The organism is Microvirga terricola (genome assembly GCF_011777495.1).
Taxonomy (GTDB): domain Bacteria; phylum Pseudomonadota; class Alphaproteobacteria; order Rhizobiales; family Beijerinckiaceae; genus Microvirga; species Microvirga terricola.
Genome location: NZ_JAATJS010000001.1, coordinates 850,477 through 861,984 on the forward strand (window position 1 = coordinate 850,477; position 11,508 = coordinate 861,984).

Annotated in this window: 11 protein-coding genes; 6 read left to right on the forward strand and 5 right to left on the reverse strand. The window is 62.8% G+C overall.

The features are described 5' to 3' along the window. Positions 1 to 21: 21 nt before the first annotated feature. Positions 22 to 990, reverse strand: a complete 969-nt coding sequence (locus HB375_RS04075) for a cytochrome b/b6 domain-containing protein (RefSeq protein ID WP_167671643.1) — start codon at positions 988 to 990, stop codon at positions 22 to 24. Between the two features lie 377 nt (positions 991 to 1,367). Continuing rightward, a complete protein-coding gene (locus tag HB375_RS04080) occupies positions 1,368 to 2,159 on the reverse strand; it encodes a class II glutamine amidotransferase (RefSeq protein WP_167671644.1) in 792 nt (263 codons plus the stop codon). 169 nt (positions 2,160 to 2,328) lie between these two features. Here HB375_RS04080 and HB375_RS04085 point away from each other — a divergent pair, with 169 nt between their 5' ends. Next, the gene (locus tag HB375_RS04085) at positions 2,329 to 3,732 is read left to right on the forward strand and encodes a sodium:proton antiporter (RefSeq protein ID WP_167671645.1); all 1,404 of its coding nucleotides are present in this window, start codon (positions 2,329 to 2,331) and stop codon (positions 3,730 to 3,732) included. A 37-nt stretch (positions 3,733 to 3,769) separates the two neighbouring features. Here HB375_RS04085 and HB375_RS04090 read toward each other — a convergent pair whose 3' ends face one another. Both HB375_RS04090 and HB375_RS04095 read right to left on the reverse strand, forming a co-directional pair. Further along, complete coding sequence (locus HB375_RS04090) at positions 3,770 to 4,864, reverse strand: NAD(P)/FAD-dependent oxidoreductase (protein ID WP_167671646.1); 1,095 nt, start codon at positions 4,862 to 4,864, stop codon at positions 3,770 to 3,772. A 65-nt stretch (positions 4,865 to 4,929) separates the two neighbouring features. Next, positions 4,930 to 6,540 (reverse strand): phosphoenolpyruvate carboxykinase, encoded by a 1,611-nt coding sequence (locus HB375_RS04095; RefSeq protein WP_167671647.1) that lies wholly within the window; start codon positions 6,538 to 6,540, stop codon positions 4,930 to 4,932. 502 nt (positions 6,541 to 7,042) lie between these two features. Here HB375_RS04095 and HB375_RS04100 point away from each other — a divergent pair. From HB375_RS04100 to HB375_RS04120, 5 genes are all read left to right on the forward strand, one after another. Continuing rightward, positions 7,043 to 7,741 carry a response regulator transcription factor gene (locus tag HB375_RS04100; RefSeq protein ID WP_167671648.1) on the forward strand — a complete coding sequence of 233 codons (699 nt, stop codon included), beginning with the start codon at positions 7,043 to 7,045 and terminating at the stop codon, positions 7,739 to 7,741. 23 nt (positions 7,742 to 7,764) lie between these two features. Then, positions 7,765 to 9,573, forward strand: a complete 1,809-nt coding sequence (locus tag HB375_RS04105; RefSeq protein ID WP_167671649.1) for a sensor histidine kinase — start codon at positions 7,765 to 7,767, stop codon at positions 9,571 to 9,573. Next, positions 9,560 to 10,015, forward strand: a complete 456-nt coding sequence (locus tag HB375_RS04110) for a serine/threonine protein kinase (protein ID WP_167671650.1) — start codon at positions 9,560 to 9,562, stop codon at positions 10,013 to 10,015. The genes HB375_RS04105 and HB375_RS04110 overlap by 14 nt, the downstream gene beginning before the upstream one ends. A gap of 89 nt (positions 10,016 to 10,104) precedes the next feature. Beyond that, positions 10,105 to 10,506 carry a PTS sugar transporter subunit IIA gene (locus HB375_RS04115; protein WP_167671651.1) on the forward strand — a complete coding sequence of 134 codons (402 nt, stop codon included), beginning with the start codon at positions 10,105 to 10,107 and terminating at the stop codon, positions 10,504 to 10,506. Between the two features lie 5 nt (positions 10,507 to 10,511). Continuing rightward, positions 10,512 to 10,832 (forward strand): HPr family phosphocarrier protein, encoded by a 321-nt coding sequence (locus HB375_RS04120; RefSeq protein WP_167671652.1) that lies wholly within the window; start codon positions 10,512 to 10,514, stop codon positions 10,830 to 10,832. A gap of 3 nt (positions 10,833 to 10,835) precedes the next feature. Here the strand turns inward: HB375_RS04120 and HB375_RS04125 are convergent, their stop codons facing one another. Continuing rightward, positions 10,836 to 11,435: a DUF4337 family protein gene (locus tag HB375_RS04125; RefSeq protein WP_167671653.1), complete on the reverse strand. Its 600-nt coding sequence runs from the start codon at positions 11,433 to 11,435 to the stop codon at positions 10,836 to 10,838. Positions 11,436 to 11,508: the final 73 nt, after the last annotated feature.

Genomic DNA, 11,508 nt, shown 5'->3' on the forward strand with positions numbered 1-11,508 from the left:
CGTTCGGCGTTTTGCTTCAGTCTAAGTCGCGGCAGCGACACTTCCAGCGAATGCGGGTGCATGGTCCTTTTGTGGCGGTGACATGCGGGTCATGGTTCCATCGCGCTTGACCCAGTGATGATAGAGGGCTGCGACGACGTGCAGGATCAGCATGGTGACGAAGAGGCGCGCCACGAGGTTATGCACCGGAACGGGCAGATGGAGATAAGGCACGATCCCCGGCAGTGAGGTCGCGAGCGTCGGCCCCAGAATCTTCGCAATGGAGATGAAGATTCCGCCGAGCGCCAGGAACAGCAAGGCGAAATAGAAGAAGAGGTACACGCCCCCGACGAGTGCGTGCATAAACCGCGATTGGTCCGGAGCCCGCCCAGGGCGGCGGTCCGCCAGCGTCCACCATGCGAGGCGGATAAGCGTGAGAATTCCGACCGTCACACCAATGGTCGCGTGGGCCAGAAAGATCGCTACCCGCGACTCCTCGCCTACATTCTGAATGGCAAAACCGAGCGGGACCGCAAGCAGGATCAGAAACGCACTGATCCAATGGAGCGCTATCGCTACGGGGCCGTAGCGGTCTTTCGTGCTCTGCAGGCCGCGGACATCCCGATGCGCCGGTTCGGTGCCCTGTGGCTCCGTACGGCTCGGCAGCATCTGGGCTGTCTGCGTCGCGGCATAGAGATGCTGTGCACTGGCATCGCGGGCCTTCGCAACGGCGTCGTGGAAATCCTCCGCGGCAAGGATCGTTGCAAACGCGCTCACCTTTTGCCAGGCGCCCGCGAGGGCATTCGCATTCCGCCAGACCACGTAGTTCACATAGCTGATGAAAGGGCCACCGCTGTCGATCGGCTTGTGCAGCGTCGCCGACACGAAGCCCGGCTGTCGGCGCATCAGCTCTAGTGAACTCGCCCAGTCCTCCTCGAAGAGATCGGCGTCGCTGCGGGGAACATCGCAGGTCTTGACCATGATGACTTCGCCCGAAGGGCCTTCCGTCACAGACGATCGTCGCCGTGGCGCCCGCGAGGTGACGTCGTGAGCAGATAAGGTGTGGATCGAGCGGGTGTCGTTAGACGCAAGCTCAGCGGCAGAATGAACAAAGACCATCGTGACCCCCCAGACACTTGGTTCACATATGAACCTCGCACTGTGGCGATCTGTAAGCAACGAATAATTAATCTTCTTTAGTGCAAAGTTAAATTTACTGCGACATGAAATAAAGTATCAATCACAAATACTATAGTTTTCTTGGAATTGCTTCCCGTAACGATTGTCGCGATGAAGTCGCGGCGCTACTAGAGCGTGTATCGGCGGCGGCGCCTGTCTCTGCTCCGGTTATGCGGTCGGCGCGCCTTGGGTCTCTTAGGAGTGATGAATCAAGCCGCGAGACGGCCGATGGCCTCGTTCAGGCACGCGACGTGCACGGCCTCGCCTGCGCGGGCGATGAGGGCGCAGCCCTTGGGCACCTCGCGCCAGCCGCGATCCTTGTCGTCGATGGGTTCGGAGACCACGAGCAGACCGCCGGGCTCCTCGCGGTAATAGAGGGTCGGCGGCTTGGCATCGCAGGACCAGCGATAGGCAAAGAGGTTTTCGCCGTCGGTGAAGGCCGCGGTGAACCGGAACGGCTCGTCGATTCCCGCCGCGCCCATGAGGCCGCACACCGTCTTCAAGGTGCGCGCCATGGCCGCCACGGGTTCCGTGCTGAGGCCGTTGGCAAGCGCCAGCAGGAAGATCGCCTCCGAATCCGTGGTGCCGAGGCGGGTGTCGTAAAGCTCGTCCGGGATCAGCGCCTCGAGGCGGCGCTTGATGCGCCCGTAGCCGCCGATCTGCCCGTTATGCATGAAGAGGTGCCGCCCATGGGCGAAGGGGTGGCAGTTGGAGCGGGTCGTCGACGTGCCGGTGGAAGCGCGCACATGGGCGAAGAACAGGCGCGAGCGGACCTGATCGCACAGGCTGCGCAGGTTCTCGTCGGACCAGGCGGGCCGGATCTCCCGGTAGAGGCCGGGCTCGTTGCGATCGCCATACCAGCCGATACCGAACCCGTCGCCGTTGGTTTCCGTCTTGGCCTCGACCGCGTGGAGCGACTGATGGACCAGCGAATGCGTCGGCGCGCAGACCAGATCGGCGAGGAAGATCGGCTCTCCCCGGTAGGCAAGAAAGCGGCACATCGGTCCTTCATCCCAGAGCGCTTCGTGCGCCCGCATGCGACTTTTTGTTACTATCTTTCCATCAAGCTGAATAGCCGGTTAATGGCTGGGGCGTTGCGGCGATTCCGGCGATCCCCTAAACCTGAGGCATCAAATCGTGCCGGGGCAACCGGCTTATGGGGGAGAGACCATGCTACGCCTGATGAGCCTGGCGCTTGCCGCCGCCCTGATGGTCCTGCCCGAGGCAGCCTTCGCGGCGGAACTTGACGGACGCTCGCTCGGCCTCGTCTGGGCGCTGCCCTTCGCCGGCATTCTTTTGTCCATCGCGCTCTTTCCCCTGCTCGCCCCGGAAGTCTGGGAGCATCACCTCGGCAAGATCGCGGCCCTATGGGGCCTGCTGGTCCTCGTCCCCATGGCGTTGAGCGAGGGGGCGATGACCGCCCTCCACACGCTCGCGCACACGGCGTTCCTTGAATACATCCCATTCATCCTGCTGCTGCTGGCCCTCTTCACGGTGGCGGGCGGCATTCTGGTGCGCGGCAACATCCATGGCTCGCCGGCGACCAATACGATGCTGCTCGCCATCGGCACGGTTCTCGCGAGCTTCATCGGCACGACAGGCGCGTCGATGGTGATGATCCGCCCGGTGCTGCGTGCCAATGACGACCGGCGGCACAATGTGCACGTGGTCGTGTTCTTCATCTTCCTCGTGTCGAATATCGGCGGCTCGCTGACGCCGCTCGGCGATCCGCCGCTGTTCTTGGGCTTCCTGCGCGGCGTCGACTTCTTCTGGACAACGCGGCACCTTCTGCCGGGGACCCTTTTCGTCAGCGGGCTGCTGCTGGCGCTGTTCTTCGTGATCGACAGTGTGATCTACAAGAAGGAAGGTCATTTCAGTCCTGATCCTACGCCGGACAATCCGGTGCGTATTCAGGGCGGCATCAACTTCGTGCTGATCCTCGTCATCATCGGCGCGATCCTGATGAGCGCGATGGTCGATCTCGGACGGTTCACTTTGCTCGGCGCCGAAATCGAAGTCGCCAATGCATTGCGCGATCTCATCATGATCGCCGTCACGTTGATCTCGCTTGCGCTGACACCGAAGGTGAGCCGCGCGGACAACGGTTTTTCGTGGGGCCCCATCGTCGAAGTGGCGAAGCTGTTTGCGGGCATCTTCATCACCATCATTCCGGTGCTCGCGATCCTGAAAGCGGGGGCGAACGGAGCCTTCGCACCGCTCGTGGCGCTGGTGACGCATCCCGACGGTAGCGCCAACAACGCCGCCTATTTCTGGCTCGCGGGCGGCCTGTCCTCGTTCCTCGACAATGCACCGACCTATCTGGTGTTCTTCGAACTGGCGGGCGGCGATCCGCAGGCCCTGATGACCAAGGACGCGCTGACGCTCACCGCCATTTCCGCGGGCGCGGTCTTCATGGGCGCGAACTCCTATATCGGCAACGCGCCGAACTTCATGGTCTATGCCATCGCCCGCGAGGGCGGCGTGAAGATGCCAAGCTTCTTCGGTTATCTGTTGTGGTCCTGCGCGATCCTGATTCCGACCTTCGTGCTCACGACGGTGTTGTTCTTCAGGTAGAACGCGACCTTCTTTCCTCCCCCTTGCGGGGAGGGCTTCACGCACCCAATCGCTCCGCCACATCCTCCGCAATCGACAGGCTCGATGTGAGGCCGGGGCTCTCGATGCCGAAGAGGTGGACGAGGCCGGGAAGGCCGTGCTCCGCCGGACTTTCGATGCAAAAATCCGCCGCCGGTTCGCCAGGGCCGGTGAGCTTGGGGCGGACGCCGCAATAGTCCGGCGTCAGCGCACCATCCGGCAGGCCGGGCCAATAGCGGCGGATGGAGGCATAGAAGCTTTCCGCGCGCTGCGGATCGACGGTGTAGTCCTCGCGCTCGATCCATTCCACGTCCGGCCCGAAGCGCATGCGACCGTTGAGGTCGAGGGTGAGGTGTGTGCCGAGGCCGCCGTCGACCGGCGCGGGATAAATGAGGTGCGAGAAGGCGGGCTTGCCGAGACAGCCGAAGTAATTGCCCTTCGCGAGCACAAGGCGTGGCACACGCTCTTGGGCATAGCCCTCCGTCGCGCGCGCCACCACTTGCGCGCCGAGGCCCGCCGCGTTGATGACGGCATCGACGGGCAGCACAGTCGGCTCCGCGCCGCCCACATGCGCTTCCCACGCAGTGCCCGCTTGCACGATGCGTTCGACCGGCGCGTGAAAGGCGATCAGGCCGCCTGCGGCCTCAAGATCGCCCTGGAGCGCCAGCATCAGGGCGTGGCTGTCGATGATGCCCGTCTCGGAGGACAGAAGCGCGGCGGTGCAGACAAGGTTCGGTTCGAGCGCGTTCGCGGCCGCTTCCGTCAATAACGACAAGCCCTCGACGCAGTTGGAGAGGCCCTGCGTGTAAATGGATTCGATCTTGGCCTGTTCGCGCTCGTTCGTTGCCAGGATGAGCTTGCCGCATTTGGCGTGCGGCACGCCGTGGCTCTCGCAGAACGCATAAAGCATCCGCCGCCCGGTGACGCAGTGATGGGCGCGTAGCGACTGGGTCGGGTAGTACATGCCCGCGTGGATCACCTCGCTGTTGCGCGAGGACACGCCGTTGCCAATACCGCCCGTCGCTTCCGCAACGATGACCGCGTGGCCGCGCAAGGCCAATGCGCGCGCGACGGCAAGCCCGACGACGCCTGCTCCGATGACGAGAACGTCCATCTCAAACCCCAAAAGCAAAACGGCGGCCCGAGAGCCGCCGTTTGCGAAGATAACGAAAGAACGCGTCAGGCCGCAATCAGAGTCTGCGGGGCTGCGGCGCGCACGTCGGCGTCCACATGCGCCTCGAAGCGCTTGAAGTTCTCGTTGAACATGTCGACGAGGCGCTTCGCGGTCTGGGCAAAGGCTGCCTTATCCTGCCAGGTCTTGACCGGATAAAGGATGTGCGGCTCGACGCCCGGCACCGAGGTCGGCACCGCGAAGCCGAAATAGGGATCGCGGCGGAAATCGGCGCGGGAGAGCGAACCGTCGAGCGCTGCGGTGAGCAGGCGGCGCGTGACGCGGATCGGCATGCGGCGGCCGATGCCGTACTTGCCGCCGGTCCAGCCGGTGTTGACCAGCCAGCAATCCACATGGTGCTTGGCGATGAGATCGCGCAGCAGGTTGCCGTAGACCGACGGATGACGCGGCATGAACGGCGCGCCGAAGCAGGTGGAGAAGGTCGCCTCCGGATCCTTCACGCCCTTTTCCGTGCCTGCCACCTTCGCGGTGTAGCCGGAGAGGAAGTGATACATGGCTTCCGCAGGCGTCAGCTTGGCGATGGGAGGTAAAACGCCGAAGGCATCGCAGGTAAGCATGACGATGTTCTTCGGTACGCCCGCGCGGCCGGTCGCGCTCGCGTTGGGAATGAAGTCGAGCGGATAGGCGCAACGCGTGTTTTCCGTCTTCGACGCGTCGTCGAAATCCGGCACGCGGGTGATCGGGTCGATCACCACGTTCTCCAGCACCGTGCCGAAGCGCTCGGTGGTGGCGAAGATTTCAGGCTCGGCCTCGCGCGACAGGCGGATGGTCTTGGCGTAGCAGCCGCCCTCGAAGTTGAACACGCTGCTCGGCCCCCAGCCATGCTCGTCGTCGCCGAGCAGGATGCGGTTGGGATCGGCGGAGAGTGTGGTCTTGCCGGTGCCGGACAGGCCGAAGAATACGGCCACATCGTTGTCGTGACCCACATTGGCCGAGCAGTGCATCGGCATCACGTTCTGCGCGGGCAGCACGAAGTTGAGATAGGTGAAGACCGACTTCTTCATCTCGCCGGCGTAAGACGTACCGCCGATCAGCACGATCTTGCGGGTGAAGTCGCAGGCGATGACCGTTTCCGAGCGGCAGCCATGGCGGGCCGGATCGGCCTTGAAGGTCGGCAGGTCGATGATCGTCAGATCCGGCACATAGCTCTTCAGCTCGGCGAGGTCCGGGCGGATCAGGAGGTTGCGGATGAAGAGCGAGTGCCAGGCGAATTCGGTGAAAACCCGCGCCTTGACCCGGTAGGCCGGGTCCGCGCCGCCATAGAGGTCCTGTGCGAACAGCTCCTTGCCCTCGGCATGGGCCAGGAAGTCTTGCAGCAGCGTGTCGAAATGGCCGGGGGTGATGGCGCCGTTGTTGTCCCACCACACCGTGTCTTCGGTGGTGGCATCGCGCACCACGAACTTGTCCTTAGGGGAGCGGCCGGTGTGCACGCCGGTCTCGGCGAGCAGCGCGCCACCCTTGACCAGCTGGGTCTCCTTGCGGGTCAGGGACTGCTCGTAGAGCGCGGGGGCCTCGAGATTCCAGAAAACCCGTTTGAGATTGCGAAGGCCGAAAGCCTCAGCGCCATGCGCGCTGTTGAAGACGCCGATAGTGTCCACGAAAGACTTCTCCTGATCGCCAGTCGCCGTCCGGCCTTAACAAGAGGCCGTCGACGAAGGGCCGCTACTGTTCCGTTCAGGCAACGTCGGTCGACCGGTCGTCCCCTGCCCAGCAGAGAACGAAATTGGTTCAGCCGACGGTACCGTCAACTGAGGTCGTTCCATCGCATTCTATTTCAAATCAAGCTAGGCCTCTTTCGGGGTCGCGGCTAAGATTCTTCGACTACAAAATAGCGTTCGGAGCGATTTTCTGCCGCCCCCGTTCATCCCCGGTTGTGCCGCAAGCCTTTAAAAGCCTGTGATTAAGGCAGGCCCTCTGGTACTTCGTATCTGCGAACCTTATTTAGGCCATGAGAAAGGCGCAGTTGGGCACACTTTTGAGCCGCCGTATCGCCGGGCCAAGCCTGCCGATCGCAGCAAAACAGAGCTGAAGAGTCTAAATTGGCCGCATTTTCCCTCGAGGAAGTCGCCTTTGCGGAAAATGCCAAGCAAGGAAGAGTTCATGCCAACGATCGCTCTCGTCGACGACGATCGCAACATCCTCACCTCGGTCTCCATCGCTCTTGAGGCGGAAGGGTACCGGATCCAGACCTATACCGACGGCGCCTCCGCGCTCGATGGGCTGAAGCATGCCCCGCCGGACCTTGCGATCTTCGACATCAAGATGCCGCGCATGGACGGCATGGAGCTTTTGCGCCGCCTGCGCCAAAAATCCGACCTGCCGGTGATCTTCCTAACCTCCAAGGACGAGGAGATCGACGAGCTGTTCGGCCTGAAAATGGGCGCGGATGACTTCATTCGGAAACCGTTCTCGCAGCGCCTACTGGTCGAGCGTGTGAAGGCCGTTCTGCGCCGGTTCGCCCCGAAGGACCAGACCGCTCCGCGCGAGGCAGACGCCAAGGCTCTCGAGCGCGGCCAGCTGACGATGGACCCGGAGCGCCACGCCTGCACCTGGAAGGGCGAGCCGGTAACGCTGACTGTTACGGAATTCCTGATCCTCCAGGCGCTCGCCACCCGCCCCGGCGTGGTGAAGAGCCGCAACGCGCTCATGGACGCGGCCTATGACGATCAGGTCTATGTCGACGACCGCACCATCGACAGCCACATCAAGCGCCTGCGCAAGAAGTTCAAGGCTGTCGACGACAACTTCGAAATGATAGAGACGCTCTACGGTGTCGGTTATCGGTTCAAGGAAGGCTGACGCCCGGCATCCTTGGGAAGGGCATGAAAGCTGACTTCATCAATGTCGAGCCGCAGGGCGAAGAGCACGCCGCCCCGCGTGGGTTTCTGGCGCGGTTGAAGCGTTTCGGCCGCTCGGTTTCGCTGCGCCTGTCGTCCAGCCTGACGCGTCGGATCGTGGTGCTCAATCTCGGCGGCCTCGTCGCGCTTCTCGTCGGCTTTCTCTATCTCAACCAATTCCGCGAGGGCCTGATCGACGCGCGTGTGCAGAGCCTCCTGATCCAGGGCGAGATTATCGCCGGCGCCGTCGCGAGTTCCGCGACGGTGGACACCAACGCCATCACCATCGATCCGGACAAGCTGCTTCAGATGCAGGCGGGGGAGACGGAGCGGTTCAACGACGACAACCAATCCTCCCTCGAATTCTCCATCAACCCTGAGCGCGTCGCGCCCGTGCTGCGGCGCCTTATAACGCCGACGCGCACCCGCGCCCGAATCTTCGACCGCGAGGGCTCGCTCCTTCTCGATTCCAGAACGTTCTATTCCCGTGGCGACATCCTGCGCCTCGACCTGCCGCCGCCCGTCGCGGAGGAGGATACGAGCTATATGGAGCGCGGCTGGAATGCGATCCGCGGCCTCTTCCGCCGCAAGAATCGGGTTGTGCTGGAGGAGCCCGGCCCCGCGAACGGCAAGACCTTGCCGGAGGTCCAGCAAGCCTATGCCGGCAAGCAGGCCAATGTGGTGCGCGTGAATGCGCGCGGCGAAACCATCGTCTCCGTTGCGGTGCCGATCCAGCGTTTCCGCAGCGTGCAGGGCGTGCTGCTCCTCTCCACGCAAGAAGGCGACATCGACGCCATCATCGCCTCCGAGCGCTTTGCGCTTCTCCAGGTGTTCCTTGTAGCGGCGGCAGTGATGATCGTCCTCTCGCTGTTGCTGGCTGGCGCCATTGCAGGCCCGGTGCGGCGGCTGGCGGAGGCGGCGGAGCGGGTGCGCTGGGGTACCAAGTCCCGCCAGGAGATCCCCGATTTCACCAACCGCTCGGACGAGATCGGCCACCTCTCCGGCGTGCTGCGCGACATGACCAAAGCGCTCTACAACCGCATCGACGCCATCGAGAGCTTCGCGGCGGACGTGGCGCACGAGTTGAAGAACCCGTTGACCTCGCTGCGCAGTGCGGTCGAAACCTTGCCGCTCGCCCGCAGCGAGGATTCGCAGAAGCGGCTGATGTCGATCATCCAGCATGACGTGAAGCGCCTCGACCGCCTGATCAGCGATATTTCCGACGCCTCGCGCCTCGATGCGGAGCTAGCCCGTGCCGATGCGGAACCGGTGGACATGGTCCGCTTGCTCGAAGCGGTGGTGTCGATGGCCAATGAACGCCGCCGGTCCAACGATTCACTCATTGCGCTTGCCATCGAGCGGCAGGCGAAAACGCGCGATGCCTTCATCATCCGCGGACACGACAACCGTCTCGGTCAGGTGTTCAACAACCTGATCGACAACGCCCGCTCCTTCTCGCCCCCCGATCAGCCGGTGCGGGTGACGTTGCGGCGTCGCAAGGCGGAGATCGAGGTTTTGGTCGAGGACAGCGGTCCGGGCATCGACCCCGATGCGCTCGACCGGATCTTCGAGCGCTTCTACACCGACCGGCCGGACCAGGGCTTTGGCCAGAATTCCGGCCTCGGCCTGTCCATCTCCCGCCAGATCATCGAGGCCCATCGCGGCACGATCCGGGCGGAGAACCGGCTTGGGCCCCCGGACGAGTATGGCGAACCCACGCGGCTCGGCGCGCGCTTCATCATCCGCCTGCCGGCGGCGGATGGGCAAAGGGTGACGGGCCGTGAGCGTGGCTGAAACCGTCCACGCAACTTGCGTCGTTGTCGGCGAAGCCGGGCTTCTGATCCGCGGCGAATCGGGAACGGGAAAATCGACGCTCGCGCGCGAGATGTTGTTACATGCCGGACGCGAGGGGCGCTTCTGCCGTTTGGTCAGTGATGACCGCACGCGGCTTGCCGCCCATCATGGACGCCTTCTCGCCTCGGCGGTTGCGCCGCTTGCCGGCTGCATCGAGGCGCGCGGTACGGGCATCGTCAAGCTGCCGTTCGAAGAGACCGCCGTGATCCGCCTGGTGGTCGACCTGTGCGAAGATTCGTCGCGCTATCCCGGTCCCGAAGACGCCACCATCATCTTGTGTGGCGTCGTTCTCCCTCGCATTTTGTCCCGAAGAGGTGCAGTCTTAACGGACCTCGTGCTGGGCCGCTTGAGTGGTGTTTGCGACACGGTCGTGACACTGTGATGAAGTTTTCCTCTCAATGCTCTTGCGCTTAGCTTCGCGGTGCACAAAATAGCGGCTCCGCTCTTCGGAGCGATCGGACCTGGAACATTATGATAGGAATGGTGCTCGTTACCCACGGGCTGCTCGCGACGGAGTTCAAAGCCGCGCTTGAGCATGTGGTGGGTCCTCAAGAGCAACTTGAAACGATCACGATCGGCCCCGACGACGACATGGAAACGCGGCGCAAGGACATCATGGACGCCGTGTGCCGGGTCAATTCGGGGCAGGGCGTCGTGGTCCTCACCGATATGTTCGGGGGCACCCCCTCGAACCTCGCCCTGTCGTGCATGAACGGCGGATCGGTCGAGGTCGTGGCGGGCATCAATCTGCCCATGCTCATCAAGCTCGCCAGTGTCAGGGATGAGGAATCCCTCACCGATGCCGTCTTCCACGCTCAGGAAGCCGGGCGAAAGTACATCAACGTCGCCTCGCGCGTTCTGTCCGGGAAGTAAGAAGAATGGATCAGCCCCTCGATCAGGATTGTCCCCCGGCACCTGTCCCCGAGGGGGCGGAGGTCCGCGAACTGCCCATTATCAACCGCCGTGGCCTGCATGCCCGCGCCTCGGCCAAGTTCGTCCAGACGGTCGAGCGCTTCGAATCCGACGTCACCGTGACCCGTTGCGGGGAAACGGTGGGTGGACGCTCCATCATGGGCCTCCTGACGCTCGCCGCCGCTCAAGGCACGACCATTACCGTGACCGCCAAAGGACCGGACGCACCGAACTGCCTCCAGGCCATCGGCGATCTGCTCGCGAACAGGTTCGGCGAGGACGAGTAAGCCTTAAGCGCCGAACAGCGCTCCAAGCCAGGCCGGCTTGAAGGCGGTGAAATCCAGAAAGCCCGAAATGCCATAGGCCACGCCGGTCATGCCAACGGCAACGGCTCCGGCCAGAAGCGGCTTGACCCGTGTGAGAGCGGCGAGCGCCAGAAGCACAAGGGATAGGGTCAGGAACGCATCGGAAAAATCGAACAGGTCATCCTGGTCGTTGTAAACCTCAAGCGAGGCCCGGAGATTAGCGGCTTGGCGCGTCAGGTCCTGCAATTCGCCACTGTAGCGGTCGATTTCCTTTTTCCAGCTATCCAGAAGGGCCCGATTCTCGGGGCTGTCCTTCAATGCACCGTCAGCCAGCATTGCCTGCATACGCGGCACCTCCATCTGGAGCAGAAACTGGCGCTGCCGCTTGGCCTGATACTGGTTCCACGAATCCGCCTGGTCGATCTGAGCTTTCTGGATTGCTTGGACGACATTGTCGTCCTTGATCTTGGAGAAAGCCAGGAAGGCCGAAAACAGAGCAACAAGGATTGCTATTGTTCCGTTGAAGCGGTCCTGTCGCTCGCTTTTTTCCTGTAATTCCTGAATCTGCTCGGCCAAATCGGACATCAATGCCCCTCCCGTGAATGCGGCTTTTTGCTCTCAACCTTTGCCGTTAGGCAAGGTTGGCGAAACATATAAA

Coding starts and splice junctions, on each gene's coding strand:
- HB375_RS04080 (WP_167671644.1), bottom strand. CDS start 2,159: ATGTGCCGCTTTCTTGCCTACCGGGGAGAGCCGATCTTCCTCGCCGAT.
- HB375_RS04085 (WP_167671645.1), top strand. CDS start 2,329: ATGCTACGCCTGATGAGCCTGGCGCTTGCCGCCGCCCTGATGGTCCTG.
- HB375_RS04090 (WP_167671646.1), bottom strand. CDS start 4,864: ATGGACGTTCTCGTCATCGGAGCAGGCGTCGTCGGGCTTGCCGTCGCG.
- HB375_RS04100 (WP_167671648.1), top strand. CDS start 7,043: ATGCCAACGATCGCTCTCGTCGACGACGATCGCAACATCCTCACCTCG.
- HB375_RS04105 (WP_167671649.1), top strand. CDS start 7,765: ATGAAAGCTGACTTCATCAATGTCGAGCCGCAGGGCGAAGAGCACGCC.
- HB375_RS04115 (WP_167671651.1), top strand. CDS start 10,105: ATGATAGGAATGGTGCTCGTTACCCACGGGCTGCTCGCGACGGAGTTC.
- HB375_RS04120 (WP_167671652.1), top strand. CDS start 10,512: ATGGATCAGCCCCTCGATCAGGATTGTCCCCCGGCACCTGTCCCCGAG.
- HB375_RS04125 (WP_167671653.1), bottom strand. CDS start 11,435: ATGTCCGATTTGGCCGAGCAGATTCAGGAATTACAGGAAAAAAGCGAG.